General features: G+C 64.7%; 12 protein-coding genes and 1 pseudogene. 12 read left to right on the forward strand and 1 reads right to left on the reverse strand.

Annotation, left to right across the window (positions count from 1 at the left end; translation table 11 throughout):
* Positions 1-28 precede the first annotated feature (28 nt).
* Positions 29-1,531 carry a type VI secretion system-associated FHA domain protein TagH gene (gene tagH, locus POS17_RS29880; protein ID WP_060841739.1) on the reverse strand — a complete coding sequence of 501 codons (1,503 nt, stop codon included), beginning with the start codon at positions 1,529-1,531 and terminating at the stop codon, positions 29-31.
* A gap of 393 nt (positions 1,532-1,924) precedes the next feature.
* On the opposite strand from tagH, the gene tssA reads away from it, so the two are divergent.
* The 12 genes and pseudogenes from tssA (at position 1,925) to POS17_RS29940 (ending at position 19,458) form a co-directional block, all read left to right on the forward strand.
* Positions 1,925-2,944: a type VI secretion system protein TssA gene (gene tssA / locus POS17_RS29885; protein WP_060841740.1), complete on the forward strand. Its 1,020-nt coding sequence runs from the start codon at positions 1,925-1,927 to the stop codon at positions 2,942-2,944.
* 81 nt (positions 2,945-3,025) lie between these two features.
* On the forward strand, positions 3,026-3,541 hold the full coding sequence (tssB, locus tag POS17_RS29890) for a type VI secretion system contractile sheath small subunit (protein ID WP_047289994.1): 516 nt from the start codon (positions 3,026-3,028) through the stop codon (positions 3,539-3,541).
* A 16-nt stretch (positions 3,542-3,557) separates the two neighbouring features.
* Entirely contained in the window at positions 3,558-5,051 is a 1,494-nt protein-coding gene (gene tssC, locus POS17_RS29895) for a type VI secretion system contractile sheath large subunit (protein WP_016963864.1), read from the forward strand.
* A 118-nt stretch (positions 5,052-5,169) separates the two neighbouring features.
* Positions 5,170-5,658, forward strand: a complete 489-nt coding sequence (locus POS17_RS29900; protein ID WP_011064257.1) for an Hcp family type VI secretion system effector — start codon at positions 5,170-5,172, stop codon at positions 5,656-5,658.
* Between the two features lie 160 nt (positions 5,659-5,818).
* On the forward strand, positions 5,819-6,334 hold the full coding sequence (gene tssE, locus POS17_RS29905; RefSeq protein WP_060841741.1) for a type VI secretion system baseplate subunit TssE: 516 nt from the start codon (positions 5,819-5,821) through the stop codon (positions 6,332-6,334).
* Complete coding sequence (gene tssF / locus POS17_RS29910; protein WP_060841742.1) at positions 6,331-8,190, forward strand: type VI secretion system baseplate subunit TssF; 1,860 nt, start codon at positions 6,331-6,333, stop codon at positions 8,188-8,190. The genes tssE and tssF overlap by 4 nt, the downstream gene beginning before the upstream one ends.
* Positions 8,154-9,206 carry a type VI secretion system baseplate subunit TssG gene (gene tssG / locus POS17_RS29915; protein ID WP_060841743.1) on the forward strand — a complete coding sequence of 351 codons (1,053 nt, stop codon included), beginning with the start codon at positions 8,154-8,156 and terminating at the stop codon, positions 9,204-9,206. The genes tssF and tssG overlap by 37 nt, the downstream gene beginning before the upstream one ends.
* Positions 9,199-11,874, forward strand: a complete 2,676-nt coding sequence (gene tssH, locus POS17_RS29920) for a type VI secretion system ATPase TssH (protein ID WP_060841744.1) — start codon at positions 9,199-9,201, stop codon at positions 11,872-11,874. The genes tssG and tssH overlap by 8 nt, the downstream gene beginning before the upstream one ends.
* Positions 11,875-11,958: 84 nt before the next feature.
* Positions 11,959-13,896: a type VI secretion system Vgr family protein gene (locus POS17_RS29925; RefSeq protein WP_060841745.1), complete on the forward strand. Its 1,938-nt coding sequence runs from the start codon at positions 11,959-11,961 to the stop codon at positions 13,894-13,896.
* A gap of 18 nt (positions 13,897-13,914) precedes the next feature.
* Positions 13,915-14,340: a DcrB-related protein gene (locus POS17_RS29930; protein ID WP_060841746.1), complete on the forward strand. Its 426-nt coding sequence runs from the start codon at positions 13,915-13,917 to the stop codon at positions 14,338-14,340.
* A 9-nt stretch (positions 14,341-14,349) separates the two neighbouring features.
* Positions 14,350-18,389: pseudogene (locus POS17_RS29935) on the forward strand (RHS repeat-associated core domain-containing protein); the annotation flags it as partial.
* A gap of 424 nt (positions 18,390-18,813) precedes the next feature.
* Positions 18,814-19,458 (forward strand): hypothetical protein, encoded by a 645-nt coding sequence (locus POS17_RS29940; RefSeq protein WP_148654994.1) that lies wholly within the window; start codon positions 18,814-18,816, stop codon positions 19,456-19,458.
* Positions 19,459-19,498: the final 40 nt, after the last annotated feature.

A 19,498-nucleotide genomic window follows, 5' to 3' on the forward strand; every position in this document is an offset into this window, starting at 1 on the left:
TCCGTGGGTTCGGGGGTTCCAGGTGCGCTCAGGAACGGCGCAGGCGCTGGGTGTGTTCTTCGTAGGCGCGACTGAACTCGCGACCGAAGAGGTCCTGGAAATCGTCCTGGGCCTCTTGGGAAATCTGCTTGTAGAGCGCGGTGAACTGCTGCCAGTTCTGCGCCTGACGCGAACCGCTGAACAGGTTGCCCAGGCCACCGGGACGGGCCATGCGCGCTTCCAGCTCGGCGGGTTCGAAACGCCCCAGCAAGTGCTTGATGGCCGCTTCCACGCCGGCCATGACCGCCAGCTGGTGGGCCCGCAGGTCATCGAAGCTGTCCTGCACCGCCTGGTCCGGGGCCATGAACGCCTGGTTGCTGTGGCGCAGCAGCAGGAGCATGGCCTCGTCGACATTGGGGGCGAACTTCAACGGGTTGTTCTCCACCGGGCGGATCATGGTCTGCTGCATGCGGAACTCACCCTTGAGGCTGCTGCGGGCCCGCAACACGTCGATCAGGCCCTCGACCATCAGCCGGTAGCTGCGCCCGAGGCTTTCCATCTGCGCCTGGGCCTGCTGCGGGTCGATGCGCAGTTGATCCAGCCCGGCGCCGCGCAGGAAGGCTTGCAGCAGGTCAGGCTGCGGCGCAACCGGTGCCGGGGCGGGTGCCGCGACCGGCGGCTGCGGTGCCTGGGCCGTGGGCGGCGGAGCGACCGGAGCAGGAGGAACCGGCGGCGCCGCGACCTCGACCGGCTCTGGCTGTGGCTGTGGCGGTTCTGCAGCGAACAGGCCGATGCCGGCAAACGGGTCCGGCGCAACAGGCGCGGCCAGGGGCGCCACCTCCGGCACGGGCAGCGGGGCCGGGGGCGGAATCGGGCGCGCCGGCGTGTCGCCGAACAGGTCCCAGTCTTCCGGAATCAGCGCCCCACCCTGGGGCGCCAGGGGCTGGGGCGGTTGCACGGGCTGGGGCACGGCGGTGGGCGTTGGCGGGCGGAAATCGTGCTGCTCGGCGGGCACATGATCCGGCTGGGTGGCCGGAGGCGTGGCGCTCGGGGCCAGGAAATCGAACAGGTCGGGGAAGGTGTCCTGGGCCGATGCGCCCTGAAAATGCGCCACCGGCGCCATGGCGATCGGCTCGATGGGTGTCGGGGCTACCGCTTGTCGGCCCATCAGCGCTTCGAAACTGTTGGAGCTGTCCCCGGAAAAGGCTTCAGCCTGAGCGCGATTGAGACTGAAATCGATCCGCGCGCTGATCTCATAATCGCCAATGCGAATAACCTCGCCATCTTCCAGCGGCTCGCTGTTACCCCGGCGCATGCGAATACCGGCACGGACTAACTCCACACCGTTAGTACTGTTATCGGTCAAGTAATAACGGCCATCCTTGTATTGGATGACACAATGTCGCGCCGAAACTAAGCGCTCGGGATCGGGAAGTACCCAGTCATTATCGGAACTGCGGCCAATTGCCATCACTCCCTGATCCATTAGTTTCTCAGGGCATTGACCAGGGGTGATCTTGTGATAACTAGTGATAGTCAAACACAGCGACATCTCGCCTCCTTGCTGTACTTCCGCGTGCGAACCGGTGCCGGGAAAAAAGTTCCGTAAAAAAATGAAAAGTCCGCAAAAAATCCTTTAAACAGCACCATTCACAGCATGATCGCTTAACTTAAACCGCACAGATGACAAAAGCCCTGCGCCCCGCCTCAATCTGACTCGCCGGTCAGGGAACTAAGTAAGTCGACATAACAGTGTCACGCGGGGCGAATAGCTTACCTTGACAAGCCACAACTACTACACCAAAAATGCACAACTTCTTGAACACGGATGATGGCTCACTAATATCAATGAGTCCATGTTTACCAAGAAATGTGCGCGAGTTCACAAACAACTAGTGCATTAATTGCCTGACTGTCCTGCAGGCTGATAGGGAGATCGAACCAGGTGGATGTACCGATGTTGCTCGCCGCGATTTCAGCAACTTCGCCTTGTGGCGAAGACCTGGAATATGACGCGGATTTCTTGCACTTGGAGCGGGCCGCACAAGGTCAGCCCGAGCGCAGCATGGGCGACTCGATCCTCCCGGCCGAGCCGCCGGACTGGCGCAGCATCCAGCAGCAGAGCCTGGACTTGCTGGCCCGCAGCAAAGACCTGCGCATCACCCATTTTCTCGTGCAGAGCACCCTGGCCCTCGAGGGCCTGCCGGGCCTGGCCACCTGCCTCGAACTGATCAACGGCCTGCTCCGCGATTACTGGGCGGACCTGCACCCGCGCCTGGACGCCGATGACGACAACGACCCCACGGTGCGCATCAACGCCCTGGCCGGCCTGGCCGGCGACACCACCATCGGCCTGCTGCGCGAAGCCCAGCTGACCCGTTCCCGGACCTTCGGCCCGGTGACCGTGCGCGCCGCGCTGAACGCCGCCGGCCTGCAGCATTTCTCCGGAGAAAGCCTGGGTTCCGACCACCTGGCCGGCGCCCTGCAAGACAGCGACCCCGAACACCTGGAGGCCATTCGCACCGCCTTGAGCAACGCTCGCTCGGCCGTCGAAGCCATCGAAAAGCAGGTCAGCGAACAAGTGGGTTCCGCCAGTGGCGTGGACCTCAGCGCCCTCAAGCAACCGCTGCGCCTGGCGCTGCAGGTGCTAAGCCTGCATGCCCCGCAAACCAGCGACAGCCCGGCCGATGAACCCGCCGACGCCCCTGCCAGCGAAGCCGGCAACGCGCCCGCGGCGCCGGCCGCAACGCGAATTTCCGGCGAGATCAACAGCCGCGACGACGTGCTGCGCAGCCTCGACCGGCTGCTGGCCTACTACAGCCGGCATGAGCCATCGAGCCCGTTGCCGGTGTTGCTCAACCGGGCCAAAAACCTGGTCAACGCCGATTTCGCGGCCATCGTGCGCAACCTGATTCCCGATGGCATGTCCCAATTTGAAAACCTGCGCGGCCCCGAATCCGACTAACCCCGAAGCGGCCGAACAGTATCGTCAGCGGCAACCACCGACCGACGCCAACACCGTCGCAGCAGCGACCAGGAGCACAACGTGGCGAAGCAAAGTTCTCAAAAGTTCATCGCGCGCAACCGCGCGCCCCGGGTGCAGATCGAGTACGACGTCGAACTCTACGGCGCCGAGAAAAAGGTCCAGCTGCCCTTCGTCATGGGCGTGATGGCTGACCTGGCCGGCAAGCCCGCCGAACCCCTGGCGGCCGTGGCCGATCGCAAGTTCCTGGAAATCGACGTCGACAACTTCGACTCGCGCCTCAAGGCGATGCAGCCCCGGGTGGCCTTCCACGTGCCCAACGAGCTGACCGGCGAAGGCAACCTGAGCCTGGACATCACCTTCGAGAGCATGGACGACTTCAGCCCTGCCGCGGTGGCGCGCAAGGTCGACTCGCTGAACCAGCTGCTGGAGGCCCGCACTCAGCTGGCCAACCTGCTGACCTACATGGACGGCAAGACCGGCGCCGAAGAAATCATCATGAAAGCCATCAAGGATCCGGCGTTGCTCCAGGCCCTGGCCAGTGCGCCAAAGCCTGCTGACTCCGAGCCGAACGCGTAACTCAGGACCAACGATCATGACCGAATTGATGCGTGACAATCAGGCCCAACCCGGCGCCACCGAGCAGGCCAGCGAATTCGCTTCGCTGCTGCTGCAGGAATTCAAGCCCAAGACCGAGCGCGCTCGCGAAGCCGTGGAAACCGCCGTGCGGACCCTGGCCGAGCAGGCCCTGGCGCAGACCGACCTGGTGTCCAACGACGCCATCAAGTCGATCGAATCGATCATCGCCGCCATCGACGCCAAGCTCACCGCCCAGGTCAACCAGGTGATCCATCACCCGGAATTCCAGAAACTGGAAAGCGCCTGGCGTGGCCTGCATTACCTGGTCAACAACACCGAGACCGACGAGCAGCTGAAGATCCGCGTGCTCAACATTTCCAAGCCGGAGCTGCACAAGACCCTGAAGAAGTTCAAGGGCACGGCCTGGGACCAGAGCCCGATCTTCAAGAAGATGTACGAAGAGGAATACGGCCAGTTCGGCGGCGAGCCTTACGGCTGCCTGGTGGGCGACTACTACTTCGACCAGTCGCCACCGGACGTGGAACTGCTGGGCGAGCTGTCCAAGGTCTGCGCGGCCATGCACGCACCGTTCATCGCAGCGGCTTCGCCGACCGTGATGGGCATGGGTTCGTGGCAGGAACTGTCCAACCCACGCGACCTGACCAAGATCTTCACCACCCCGGAATACGCCGGCTGGCGCTCGCTGCGTGAATCGGAAGACTCGCGCTACATCGGCCTGACCATGCCGCGCTTCCTGGCGCGCCTGCCGTATGGCGCCAAGACCGATCCGGTGGAAGCCTTCGCCTTCGAAGAGAACACCGACGGCGCCGACAGCTCCAAGTACACCTGGGCCAACGCCGCCTACGCCATGGCGGTGAACATCAACCGTTCGTTCAAGCATTTCGGCTGGTGCTCGCGGATCCGCGGCGTGGAATCCGGTGGCGAGGTGGAAAACCTCCCGGCCCACACCTTCCCCACCGACGACGGTGGCGTGGACATGAAGTGCCCGACCGAGATCGCCATCTCCGACCGCCGTGAAGCGGAACTGGCGAAGAACGGTTTCATGCCGCTGCTGCACAAGAAGAACACCGACTTCGCTGCCTTCATCGGCGCCCAGTCGCTGCAGAAACCCGCCGAGTACGACGACCCGGACGCCACCGCCAACGCCAACCTGGCCGCGCGCCTGCCGTACCTGTTCGCCACCTGCCGCTTCGCCCATTACCTGAAGTGCATCGTGCGCGACAAGATCGGCTCGTTCAAAGAGAAGGACGAGATGCAGCGCTGGCTGCAGGACTGGATCCTCAACTACGTCGACGGTGACCCGGCGCACTCCACCGAAACCACCAAGGCCCAGCACCCGCTGGCCGCGGCGGAAGTGGTGGTCGAGGAAGTCGAAGGCAACCCGGGCTACTACAACTCCAAGTTCTTCCTGCGCCCGCACTACCAGCTCGAAGGGCTGACCGTGTCGTTGCGCCTGGTATCCAAACTGCCGTCCGCCAAGGGCGCCTGACCCATAACCGACTCAAACCTGGCGTCGCGGCCCCAGGGCGCGCAAGGCCCACAGGGCCCTGCGCTGCGGCGACAGAAGCTGAATCAACATCGTGGCAAGTGCCACACAGGGAGAAAACATGGCTGTTGATATTTTCATCAAGATCGGTGACATCAAGGGCGAGTCCATGGACAAAGCCCACAAGGACGAGATCGACGTGCTGAACTGGAGCTGGGGCATGTCCCAGTCCGGCAACATGCACGTCGGCGGTGGCGGTGGCGCGGGCAAGGTGAACATCCAGGACCTGTCGCTGACCAAGTACGTCGACAAGGCATCGCCGAACCTGATGATGCATTGCTCCAGCGGCAAGCACATCGACAAGGTGCGCCTGACCGTGCGCAAGGCCGGCGGCGAAAGCCAGGTCGAGTACATGATCATCGACCTGGAAGAAGTGCTGATCACCTCGCTGAGCACCGGCGGTTCGGGCAGCGATGACCGCCTGACCGAAAACATCACCCTGAACTTCGCTCAGGTGATGGTCGAGTACCAGCCACAGAAAGCCGACGGCACCAAGGACGGCGGCCCGATCAAGTACGGCTGGAACATCCGCTCGAACACCAAGCGCTGATCCGCTGCGGTCGCGGCCTGCGGGCCGCGACCGACCCGCCCCGCCCTTCGTGCCCGGCACGAGGCGGGGACGGCTGGCGAGGACCAGGTCCTCGTGAGTCTTTGGTTATGCCCCTTTTCGTGACGTCATGCCTGCGCCATCCGATCCTGGAGCGAACCCTTTGGTAACCGACATCGCCGCCCGCGATCGCTTGCAACCCTCTTTGCTGGATCGTCTGACCGACGATGAACCCGGCAACCTGAAAGAAAGCCCGGACAAACGCGTGCTGTCCCTGAGCCAACTCAAGGCCTCGGTACTGCGCGATCTGGCATGGCTGCTCAATACCACGTCGCTGCTGGAAGCCGACGCCACCCTGCACACCCCCGCCGGTACGTCGGTGGTCAACTACGGCCTGCCGGCCCTGGCCGGGTACAGCGCGTCGAGCATCGATATCCCGGCCCTGGAGACCCTGATCCACCAGGCCATCGCCACCTTCGAACCACGCATCCTGCGCAGCACCCTGCGGGTTCGCGCGCGCACCGCCCCCGGCGAGATGAACCACAACGCCCTGAGCTTCGAGATCGAGGGCGATCTGTGGGCCCAGCCGATGCCCCTGCGCCTGCTGCTGCAAACCGACATGGACCTGGAATCCGGCCATGTACGGGTGGTGCATGCCGATTCCCGGAGGCGCCCATGAATCCGCGCCTGTTGGAGCTGTACAACCAGGAACTGCACCACGTGCGCGAAAGCGCCGCGGAGTTCGCCAAGGAATACCCGAAGATCGCCAGCCGTCTGACCCTGTCGGGCATGGACTGCGCCGACCCTTATGTCGAGCGCCTGCTGGAGGGCTTCGCCTATCTGACGGCACGGGTTCAGCTCAAGCTCGATGCCGAGTACCCGACCTTCACCCACAACCTGCTGGAGATCGCCTACCCGCACTACCTGGCACCGACCCCGTCGATGACCGTGGTGCAATTGCAGGCCGATCCCGACGAAGGCTCCCTGAGCAGCGGCTTCACCCTGGAGCGCAACACCAGCCTGCGCGCCGCCCTGGGTCGCGACACCCAGACCTGCTGCGAATACCGCACCGCGCACCCGGTGACCCTGTGGCCGCTGCAAGTCACCCAGGCCGAGTACTTCGGCAACCCGGTGGCGGTGCTCGGGCGCCTGGCCGCCAGCGAGCCCAAGGCCAAGGCCGGGCTGCGCCTGACCCTGCGCACCGGCGCCGAACTGCCGTTCAACAGCCTGGCCCTGGAGCAGTTGCCGCTGTACCTCAACGGCAGCGACGAATTGCCGTTCCGTCTCTACGAGCAACTCCTGGGCAACGCCTGCGCGGTGTTCGCCCGGGCTCCGGGGGGCGACTGGGTCGAGCGCCTGCCCCAGGACGCCCTGCGCTCACGGGGGTTCGATGACCGCGACGCGGCGCTGCCGGTGGTGCCCCAGGCGTTCCAGGGCTACCGCCTGCTGCAGGAATACTTCGCCCTGCCCAACCGCTTCCTGTTCGTCGAGTTCGCCCAACTGGGCCGCGCGGTGCAACGTTGCGCCGGCCAGGAACTGGAGCTGATCGTGCTCTTCGAGCGCTTCGAGCAGAGCCTGGAAGGCAGCGTCGGCGCCGCCCAGTTCGTGCCGTTCTGCACCCCGGCGATCAACCTGTTTCCCAAGCGCCTGGACCGCATCCACCTGTCCGATCGGGTCAACGAGCACCATGTGATCGCCGACCGGACCCGACCGATGGATTTCGAAGTGCACTCGCTGAGCGCCATCAGCGGCCACGGCACCGGGCCGGAACAGCCGTTCCTGCCGTTCTACGCGGTGCGCGACCCGTCCCGCTACGGCCGCGACCAGGCCTACTACATCGTCCGCCGCGAGCCGCGGGTGCTGTCCAGCGACCAGCGCCGCAACGGTCCACGCTCGACCTACATCGGCAGCGAGTCGTTCGTCAGCCTGGTGGACAGCCGACAGGCGCCCTACCGCCACGACCTGCGCCAGCTCGGGGTCAGTGCCCTGTGCACCAACCGCGATCTGCCGCTGTTCATGAACGTGGGCAGTGGCAAGACCGATTTCACCCTGGCCGACAGCGCCCCGGTGCAGGCCATCCGCTGCCTGGCGGGACCGAGCCGGCCCCGGCCCAGCCACGCCCACGACGGCAAGGCCTGGCGCCTGATCAGCCAGCTGTCGCTGAACTACCTGTCCCTGAGCGAACAGGGCCAGGGCGCGGCCGCCCTGCGCGAGCTGCTGCGCTTGTACGGCGACAGCAACGACGCGGCCCTGCAACTGCAGATCGAGGGCCTGCGGGACGTCAGCAGCAAGGCGGTGACCCGGCGCCTGCCGATGCCCGGGCCGATCGTCTTTGGCCGGGGCCTGGAGATCACCCTGGAATTCGATGAAAACGCGTTTCGCGGCACCGGGGTGTTCCTGCTCGGTGCGGTCTTCGAGCGCTTCCTGGCACGTTACGTGTCGATCAACAGTTTTACCGAGACGGTGATCCGTACCACCGAACGCGGCGAGATCATGCGATGGAAAGCCAAGCCCGGACGGCGTCCGACTCTTTGAATACGCTGACGGCGATGCACGCCGAGCCCTGGGAGTACGACTTCTTCCAGGCCCTGCGGCGTATCGAATGCCTGTCGCCGCAACTGCCGCGCTTCGGTCACTCCCTGCGCCTGGCGGACGATCCTCTGCGCCTGGGCCAGCAGGCCGACTGCACCTTCGCCCCCTCGACCCTGGCTTCGGTGACCCCCGGCAGCGACGGCGCGACCACGCGCCTGGAGCAGTTCTTCTTCGGCCTCGGCGGGCCCAACGGCCCCTTGCCGCTGCACATCACCGAGTACGTGCGCGAGCGCCAGCGCAACAACGCCGACAGCACCAGCAAGCGCTTTCTCGATGTGTTCCACCATCGCCTGCTGAGCCTGTTCTACCGGGCCTGGGCCGAAGCCCGGCCAACGGTGAGCCATGACCGCCCGGACGACGACTATTGGTCCGCGCGCCTCGCCGCCCTGAGTGGCCGGGGCATGCCCAGCCTGCTCAGGCAGGGGCTGATCCCCGACACCGCCAAGCTGCACTACAGCGGCCATCTGGCGGCCCAGACCCGCTACCCCGACGGCCTGCGGGCGATCATCGGCGAGTACTTCGGCCTGCCGGTGGCGATCGAGGAATACGTCGGCCAGTGGCTGGAGCTGCCCGAGCGCAGCCGGCTCGGGGTGCAGTCCCACCAGCTGGGGGTGGACTTCTGCCTGGGCAGCCACGTCTGGGACCGCCAGCACAAATTCCGCATCCGCCTGGGTCCGCTCAAGCTCGACGAGTACCTGGGGATGCTGCCCGACGGCCAGCAGTTCAAGGAACTGGTGGCCTGGGTCGCCGAATACCTGGGGCATGAACTGGACTGGGACCTGAACCTGGTCCTGCTCAAGGACGAAGTGCCCAAGCTGCAACTCAACGGCCGCCAGCGCCTGGGTTTCAACACCTGGCTCGGTCAACCCGGCAGTGATGCCAAGGACCTCATTCTGGCCCGGCACTACGCCGATCAGGCCACTACCACACGTACACCAAGGAGCACAGAGCATGGGTGAAATCAGTCGCGCGGCGCTGTTCGGCAAACTCAACAGCGTTGCCTACAAAGCCATCGAAGCCGCCACGGTCTTCTGCAAACTGCGGGGCAACCCCTATGTGGAACTGGCCCACTGGCTGCACCAGTTGCTGCAACTTGCGGACTCGGACCTGCACCGCATCATCCGCCAGTTCAACCTGGAGCCGGCGCGCCTGGCCAAGGACCTGACCGAAGCCCTGGACCGCCTGCCACGGGGCTCGACCTCGATCACCGACCTGTCGTCCCACGTCGAGGAAGCCGTGGAGCGCGGCTGGGTCTACGGCAGCCTGATGTTCGGCGAAAGCCAGGTGCGCACCGGCTATCTGGTGATCGGCATCCTCAAGACCCCGAGCCTGCGCCACGCGCTGCTGGGGCTGTCCCGGGAGTTCGACAAGATCAAGGTCGAAACCCTGTGCGAACGCTTTGACGAATACATCGGCGACTCGCCGGAAAACGCCCTCGGCGCCAGCGACGGCTTCAATGCCGGGGCGGTGCCCGGCGAAGCCAGCGGCGCCATGGCCCCCAGCGCCCTGGGCAAGCAGGAAGCCTTGAAGCGCTTCACCGTCGACCTCACCGAGCAGGCCCGCAGCGGCAAGCTCGACCCGATCGTCGGCCGTGACGAAGAGATCCGCCAACTGGTGGACATCCTCATGCGCCGCCGGCAGAACAACCCGATCCTCACCGGCGAGGCCGGGGTCGGCAAGACCGCGGTGGTGGAAGGCTTCGCCCTGCGCATCGTCGCCGGCGACGTGCCGCCCGCGCTCAAGGACGTCGAGCTGCGCAGCCTCGACGTCGGCCTGCTGCAGGCCGGCGCCAGCATGAAGGGCGAGTTCGAACAGCGCCTGCGCCAGGTCATCGAAGACGTCCAGGCCTCGCCCAAGCCGATCATCCTGTTCATCGACGAAGCCCACACCCTGGTGGGCGCCGGTGGCGCCGCCGGCACCGGCGACGCGGCCAACCTGCTCAAACCCGCCCTGGCCCGCGGCACCCTGCGCACCGTGGCCGCCACCACCTGGGCCGAGTACAAGAAGCACATCGAGAAAGACCCGGCCCTGACCCGGCGCTTCCAGGTGGTGCAAGTGGCCGAGCCTTCGGAAGACAAGGCGCTGCTGATGATGCGCGGCGTGGCCTCGACCATGGAACAGCACCATCAGGTGCAGATCCTCGACGAAGCCCTGGAAGCCTCGGTCAAGCTGTCCCACCGCTACATTCCGGCGCGCCAGCTGCCGGACAAATCCGTGAGCCTGCTGGACACCGCCTGCGCCCGCGTCGCCATCAGCCTGCACGCGGTGCCGGCCGAAGTGGACGACAGCCGCCGGCGCATCGAGGCCCTGGAAACCGAGCTGCAGATCATCGCCCGGGAACAGGCGATCGGCGTGGCCATCGGCAACCGTCAGGTCAACAGCGAGAACCTCCTGGCCGCCGAGCGCGAGCGCCTGGCCGAGCTGGAAAGCCGCTGGGCGCAAGAGAAGACCCTGGTCGACGAACTGCTGGCGACCCGCGCCCAACTGCGCGAGAACGTCGGCCTGGTGGACAGCGACGTCGGCGACGACAGCCACGGCCTGCGCGAGAAGCTGGTGGACCTGCAGCAGCGCCTGAGCGCCCTGCAGGGCGAAACCCCGTTGATCCTGCCGACCGTGGATTATCAGGCGGTGGCCTCGGTGGTCGCCGACTGGACCGGGATTCCGGTGGGGCGCATGGCCCGCAACGAGCTGGAAACCGTGCTCAACCTCGACCAGCACCTGAAGAAGCGCATCATCGGCCAGGACCACGCCCTGCAGATGATCGCCAAGCGCATCCAGACCTCCCGCGCCGGCCTCGACAACCCGAACAAGCCGATTGGCGTGTTCATGCTGGCGGGCACCTCCGGGGTGGGCAAGACCGAAACCGCCCTGGCCCTGGCCGAAGCCATGTACGGCGGCGAGCAGAACGTCATCACCATCAACATGAGCGAGTTCCAGGAAGCCCACACCGTGTCCACCCTCAAGGGCGCCCCGCCAGGCTACGTCGGCTACGGCGAAGGCGGCGTGCTCACCGAAGCGGTGCGACGCAAGCCCTACAGCGTGGTGCTGCTGGACGAGGTGGAAAAGGCCCACCCGGACGTGCACGAGATCTTCTTCCAGGTGTTCGACAAGGGCGTCATGGAAGACGGCGAAGGCCGCATGATCGACTTCAAGAACACCCTGATCCTGCTCACCACCAACGCCGGCACCGAGCTGATCGCCAACGTCTGCAAGAACCCGCAGGCGGTGCCCGAGCCCGAGGAAATCGCCAAGGCCCTGCGCCAGCCGTTGCTGGAGATCTTCCCGCCGGCGCTGCTGGGACGCCTGGTGACCATCCCCTACTACCCGCTCAGCGACGAGATGCTCAAGGCGATCACCCGCCTGCAACTGGGGCGGATCAAGAAGCGCGTGGAAAGCACCCACAAGGTGGATTTCGACTTCGACGACGCGGTCATCGACCTGATCGTCTCGCGCTGCACCGAGACCGAAAGCGGCGGGCGGATGATCGACGCCATCCTGACCAACAGCCTGTTGCCGGACATGAGCCGCGAGTTCCTCACCCGCATGCTCGAAGGCAAGGCACTGGCCGGGGTGCGCATCAGCCAGCGCGACAACGAACTGCACTACGACTTCAGCGAAACAAACTAGGGGTCAGCTGCAAGCTCCAAGCTCCAAGCTTGTAGCTAGCCACTTGCAGCTTGCAGCTGCTTTTATCCTCCACCGAGACTGACGATGTTATTTCAGCAATCCACACGACTGGCACAGGTCAACTGCCCCCTGGGACCGGACGTCCTGCTGCTCAAGAGCATGGGCGGCGGCGAGGAGCTGGGGCGGTTGTTCGACTACCAGCTGCAACTGACCTCCAGTGACGCCAACATCGACCTCAACCAGTTGCTGGGCAAGCCCATGGGCCTCAGCGTGCAGCTGGACGGCGGTGGCCAGCGGCACTTCCACGGCATCGTCGCGCGCTGCAGCCAGAACATCGACAGCGGCCAGTTCGCCAGCTACCAGGTCACCCTGCGGCCCTGGCTGTGGCTGCTCAGCCGCACCTCCGATTGCCGGATTTTCCAGCACCTGAGCATCCCGCAGATCATCAAGCAGGTGTTCCGCGACCTGGGCTTTTCCGATTTCGAAGACGCCCTCAGCCGCCCCTACCGGGAGTGGGAGTACTGCGTGCAGTACCGCGAAACCAGCTTCGATTTCGTCAGCCGGCTGATGGAGCAGGAAGGCATCTACTACTTCTTCCGCCACGAGAAGGACCGCCACGTGCTGGTGCTGGCCGACGCCTATGGCGCCCACAGCAGCGTGCCCGGCTATGCCACCGTGCCCTACTACCCACGGGACGAGCAGCAGCGCGAGCGCGACCACATGTTCGACTGGCACCTGGCCCAGGAGGTGCAGCCGGGCTCGCTGGAACTCAACGACTACGATTTCCAGCGCCCCAGCGCGCGCATCGACGTGCGCTCGGCCATGCCCCGGCCCCACGCCGCCGGCGACTACCCGCTGTATGACTACCCGGGCACCTACGTGCAAAGCAGCGACGGCGAGCACTACGCGCAGACCCGCATCGAAGCCCTGCAGAGCCTGCACGAGCGCATCGAGCTCAGCGGCAACGCGCGGGGCCTGGGCGTGGGCAACCTGTTCACCCTCAGCGGTTTCAGCCGCCAGGACCAGAACCGCGAATACCTGATCGTCGGCATCCGCTACTACGTGGTCCAGGAGAGCCTGGAAACCGGCGGTGGTGGCGGCTCGGCGCAGTTCGAAAGCCACCTGACCTGCATCGATGCCCAGCAGAGCTTCCGGCCCCTGGCCAGCACCCACAAGCCGATGGTCCAGGGCCCGCAGACCGCGCGGGTGGTGGGCCCGGCCGGGGAGGAGATCTGGACCGACCAGTACGGCCGGGTCAAGGTGCACTTCCACTGGGACCGCCACGACCAGTCCAACGAAAACAGCTCGTGCTGGATTCGCGTGTCCCAGGCCTGGGCCGGGAAGAACTGGGGCTCGATGCAGATCCCGCGCATCGGCCAGGAAGTGATCGTCAGCTTCCTCGAAGGCGACCCCGACCGCCCGATCATCACCGGCCGGGTGTACAACGCCGAGCAGACCGTGCCCTACGACCTGCCGGCCAACGCCACCCAGAGCGGCATGAAGAGCCGGTCGAGCAAGGGCGGCAGCCCGGCCAACTTCAACGAAATCCGCATGGAAGACAAAAAGGGCGCCGAGCAGCTGTACATCCACGCCGAGCGCAACCAGGACATCGTGGTCGAGGTCAACGAAAGCCACTCGGTGGGCAACAACCGCAACAAGAGCATCGGCCACGACGAGTACGTGACCATCGGCAACAAGCGCACGCGCATCGTCCAGCACGTGGATGAGCTGACGGTGGGCGAGAAGAAGCTCGACAGCATCGGCCAGAGCTACGTGATCGAGGTCGGCGAACGCCTGCGCCTGGTGTGCGGGGCCAGCATCCTGGAGCTCAATGCCAGCGGCCAGATCAACCTGTGCGGGGTCAACATCAGCGTGCATGCCTCGGCCGATGCCGAGATCAATACCGGTGGCGTGCTGCACCTGAACAACGGCGGCGGCCCGGGCACCACCACCGAGGGCCAGGGTGTGCAGGGCGCCATCAGCGCCAAGGCCAAAGCCCCCTTTTCCGCCCCCAAAGGCTAACGAACGGATGCCCATGCCATGACCTATCGCCTCAATGAATTGCAGTTCCAGCCCCCTGCCGGCGAACTGCAGGACGCCTCGATCAACATCCTCAAGTTCCCGGCCCTGGGCACTTCGCTGATCGTCAGCCGCAGCCTGCTGGGCGACGGCGAAACCCTGGAGAGCAGCCTGGCCAGCCAGCTGCAGCGGCTGGAACAGCAAGTGCAGGAACTGCGGGTCAAGGGTCCGCAGCCGGTGCTGCTGGGCCCGGCCCAGGACATTCCGGGCCTGGAGCTGCTCAGCCAGTTCAGCAAGGGCAGCGAAAAGGTGTTCCAGTTCCAGCTGGCCCTGGTGCTGCCGGGCACCCGGCAGATGCTCGCCATGAGCTACGTCAAGGCGCAGAAACTCGGCGACGCCGAAGCCGCGCATTGGGCGCAGATCAAGCACAGCCTGGTGCTGGGCTGAGACCGGGGCATGTCTGACGCGCTGTGGGCCGCCCGACTGGGCGACGGGCTGGAACACACCTCGATGATGGCCGACATCCTCGGCGGTGTGCTGGAGGTGGCGGCCAACGTCGCCATCGGCGCCCTGGCGACCATGGCGGTGGCCGCGGCGGCGGGCATCACCGTGGCCACCGGCGGCCTCGGTGCCTGCGTACTGGGGCTGGTGGTGGGCGTGGTGGTCGGCGTGGTCATGAGCAAGACCGGCGCCGACAAGGGCCTGAGCAATTTATGCGAGGGCTTCGCCAATGCCCTGTTCCCGCCCTCGATCCAGGCCACCATTGCCAGCGGCTCGAAAAAGGTCCTGACCAACAACAAACCGGCGGCCCGCGCGGCCGGTATCGCCCCGCCGTCGCAGATCAGCGGCGACGGCGCCGAGGAAGGCGAAGCCACCGACACCCCTTCGGCCACCCCGGAGGAAGGCCCGGGCTTTCTCGACATGGCCAAGGAATTCTTCTCGCAGATGTGGCGGCCCACCGTGGCCTCCCCGGCGCCCGGCTCGCAGACCAAGGAACTGGACCTGGTGACCTGCACCAAGCACCCGCCGATGCCCCTGCAGTACCTGGCCGAAGGCTCGGAAAAGGTCAGCATCGACGGCCAGCCGGCGGTGCGCAGCGGTGACCGCAGCACCTGCGACGCCAAGGTGGTATCCGCCGGACCGATCTCCCCCGACGTGACCATCGGTGGCGGCTCGGTGGTGGTGCGCGAGATCCGCAGCGGCAAGACCCCGGGGGTTGGCCTGGCGGTGAGCGCGCTGATGATGCTCAAGGGCGGCAAGGGCAAGTTCCTCAGCAACCTGCCGTGCATGCTGATGGCCGGGGTCAATTCGTTTGTCGTCAGCCAGGCGACCAATGCGCTGACCCAGGCTATCGCCGGGTCGCCGAATCCGGTGCATGCCGCGACCGGGGCCAAGGTGCTAGGTGGCGAGGATGACCTGGACTTCGTCCTCCCCGGCATGCTGCCGATCACCTGGCAGCGCTTCTACAACAGTCGCGATGAACGCCAGGACGGCCTGTTCGGGACCGGCTGGAGCGTGCCCTTCGAAGTCAGCGTACAGATCGAGACGCATCCCGAGGGAGGCGAACGGCTGCTTTACACCGATGAGCAGGGACGCCAGATCGACATGGGCTCGATTGCTCCGGGTGGCGCCATGTTCAGCCCCGGAACCGGCCTGAGCGTAAGGCGCAATACCGATGGCCGCTTGCTGATCGAAAGCAGCGATGGCGTGTATCGGCTGTTCGAGCCCAGCCCCGGCAACCCGTTGCGACTGCGCCTGAGCCTGCTGGGGGATCGCAACGACAACCGGATCCATCTCGAATACGACCCGAGTGGACGCATCACCCGCCTGCGGGACAGTTTCGACCTGCTCCAGGTGGAGCTGATTCCCAGCAACCAATGGCCAGGACGGCTGGCGCGGATCGAGCGGCTGCACGCCGACCAGCAGCGCGAGGTCCTGGCCAGTTATGACTACGATACCCAGGGCAATCTCGTCCAGGTGCGCGATACCAGTGGCCAAGTCAGCCGACGCTTTGCCTATGACCCGCAGCGGCGCATGGTGGAGCATCAACTGCCCACCGGCTTGCGTTGTTTTTATGCCTGGGCCCGGGTCGATGAGCGCGAATGGCGCGTAGTCCGGCACTGGACCGACGCCGGTGACGAGTACCATTTCGACTACGACCTGCAAGCCGGTATTACCCGCATCACCGATGGTCTGCAGCGTCAGAGCCTGCGCAAATGGAACCCTCAGCACCAGATCACCGAATACCAGGACAAGCTTGGCCAGGTCTGGCGGTTCCAGTGGAACGAAGAGCGCCAGTTACTCGGCGCCACGGACCCGCAAGGCGGCCAGTACCAGTACGGCTACGACGAAACCGGCAACCTGTGTAGCCATATCGATCCCCTGGGCCGCAACGAATCGACCCTGTGGCTTGAGCATTGGTCGCTGCCGCTGACAGAAACCGATGCCGCCGGCAACAGCTGGAGCTACCAGTACGACAAGCGTGGCAATTGCATTGGCGAAACCGACCCGCTGGGCAATAGCACCCGCTATCGCTACGACCATCATGGGCGGGTGGTGGAAATCATCGATGCCGGTGGCAAGCGCAAGCAACTGACCTGGAATGACCTGGGCCAGTTACTCAAATACGTCGACTGCTCGGGCTACCCCACACGTTTCAGTTATGACCGCCACGGCTATCTTCAGGTGGCGACCGATGCCCTCGGTGAGCGCCAGACCTTCGAACACGACCCACAGGGGCGCCTGCTAAGCATTCAACTGGCCGACGGCCGCATCGAGCAGTACCAGCGCAACACCGCCGGTCAATTGCTTTGCTACACCGATCCGGCGGGACACAGCAGCCGCTACGAATACGATCGGCGCGGCAAGCTCCAGGTGCGCATCGATGCCCATGGCCGGCGCGTCCACTTCACCTACGACACTTACGGGCGCCTGCAGACGCTGACCAACGAGAACGCCGAGAGCTACCGCTTCACCTGGGACGCCGCCGATCGACTGCTGGAGCAGCGCGACCTCGACGGCAGTGCTCGGCGTTTTGCCTACGACCCCCTGGATAACGCCGTCAGGATGGAGTTCGCCCCAGCGCCCCAGGACGGTGATTCAGCCTCACCCCCCAGCCCCCCTATCGTCCACCTGTTCGAACGCGATGCGGTGGGGCGCATGGTCGCCAAGGTCACCGACGATGGCCGCAGCGAGTACCTCTACGACCCGCTGAATCAACTACTCGGCGCCACCTTCACCGACCAGCATGGCCAGAGCCGCTCATTGGGCTTTACCTACAATGCCCTGGGCCAGCTTCTGACGGAGCAAAGCGCAGCGGGTGAGTTGCGCCACCATTACGACGAACTGGGCAACTTGACCCAGACCCAACTGGCCGATGGGCGCTGGATCAACCGGCTGTATTACGGCAGCGGTCATCTGCATCAGATCAACCTCGACGGCCAGCTCATCAGCGACTTCGAGCGTGATCGCTTGCACCGCGAAGTCCTGCGCACCCAGGGGCGGATCAGCACCCACAGCGAATACGACCGCACCGGCCGCTTGCGCTCGCGCATGCGGCGCCCCACGGGCCAGCAGCAACTATTGTCGGCCTCCCGGGAACGGCAGTTCGCTTACGATCCCGCCAATCAGCTGGTGGGGCGCGTCGATCGCCTCCCCCAGGGCGAGCACCGGCAGTTGCTGCACTACGATGCCACTGGCCGCATCATGGCCAGCCAAGACAGCCCACAAGGCACACAGGGGATACTTTTGCCTACGATGCCGCGGCCAACCTGCTGGACGGACCGCAAGCCGGGGCCGGGCTGGTGGTCCACAACAAGCTGCTGACCTACCAGGACAAACGCTATCGCTACGACGCCTTTGGCCGGGTAGTGGAAAAGCGCAGCGGCAGCCGACGCATCCAGCACCTGCGCTATGACGCGGAACATCGACTGGTGGAAGTACGTACCCAGGATGGCGCCCGGGAAACCCTGGTGCGCATGGGCTATGACCCACTGGGGCGGCGGACCGAAAAGATCGAACTCGACCCTCAGGGTCAGGTACTGAACGAAACCCGTTTCACCTGGAACGGCTTACGCCTGCTGCAGGAGCAGAAAAACGGCCTGAGCAGCCTCTATCTGTATGCCGACGAGGGCTATGAAGTGCTGGCGCGAGTCGATGGTGTCGGCGCACAACAAAAGGTCCGCTATTACCACAATGACCTCAACGGCCTACCCGAGCAGTTGACGGAAGTCGATGGGCAGGTGCTGTGGCAGGCTCGTTATCAGGTCTGGGGCAACTGTCTCGAAGAACAGCGCGAAGCCCATTTCCTCGAAGAGCAGAACCTGAGATTCCAGGGACAGTACCTGGATCGGGAAACCGGGTTGCACTACAACACCTTGCGTTTCTATGACCCGGATATTGGTCGCTTTACCACACCTGACCCGATTGGCCTGGAAGGTGGGTTCAACCTCTATCTCTATGGGCCTAACACGGCCATCTGGATTGATCCCCTGGGCCTGACCGCCGAGGAACTCGGCAAGAACATGGCCAATGCCGGGCGACCGCTGGCACCGGGACAAACCCCGCACCATGCGATCAAGGAGAATGCGACCAATATCTACGCCAAGAACTCACGCAAGATCCTCGAAGACGCCAAGCTGCACCCGGATATCCCAGAGAACGGTGCAAGGCTCTGGGGCACGCACCCCAACCAACTGGCCCAGCCTGGGCACCCAGGCAAGGACGCGGCGAAGGCGGCAGGCAACTATCACGGTGGAACCCATATTCACGGCAAGGAAAACGACAAGCTGCTGTACAAGATCCTCAAATCCGCCAAGCGCAAGAATCTGAACATGAGAAACGTGCTTGCCAACATCACGGGAAGAATGGAAAACGGCTCGTGGAAAAAATCCTTCAACGCCTGCGGGGGGAAATAACCCAATGAATGTCATGCACAACCCGGAGCTTGAAAGCCGGCGCAACACCCTCGGCGAGCTGTTCAAGCGTTATGAGCTGCAAGTTCACCAGCACTATCAGGCGATCAGGCAAGCCGTGGTCCGCTGGGAGTATTCCCTAGGCCCGACCCTGGAGCTCATCCCCTTTGAACGCTTGATACCCAGCGTCAGCAAGGAGGGAAAACCCCTGGCGTCGCTGAGCAAGGCCAGCCGTGAATCGAAGAATCTGCAGGCCTATGGTTTCGATGCCGACGGACAACTGATCCTGAGCATCAGCCGCTTTGACAAGGACGTGACCACCTACGGTGAAAACGTCCGCTATCGCCATCTGTTCGATGGCAAGGCCCTGATCGTCAGCGCGCACATTTATGAAGCACGACCGGCGGAGTCGCGCCTGCTGTCCCTGTGCTGGACCTTTAGCGCCGACAACCTGAACCACTACCTGTCCGTCACGCCACCCAACAACTGGTACGTCCGCGTCGACCAGTTGCAAGCCGGGCGTGTCGCCAGGGCCTCGACCTTCGCCACCAGTTGGTTCAAGCAGCTCGACTATGACCTCGGCTATGACCCGGATCAGACCCTGTCGACGGTCATGATCGGTGAGCACCTGCATTGGCAGCGCGGCAACTGACAGGGTTCAAGGCTGGCCGGGAGTCTATTACCAGTAGGAA

Origin of the sequence: Pseudomonas sp. Os17, assembly GCF_001547895.1 — a bacterium.
Taxonomy (GTDB): domain Bacteria; phylum Pseudomonadota; class Gammaproteobacteria; order Pseudomonadales; family Pseudomonadaceae; genus Aquipseudomonas.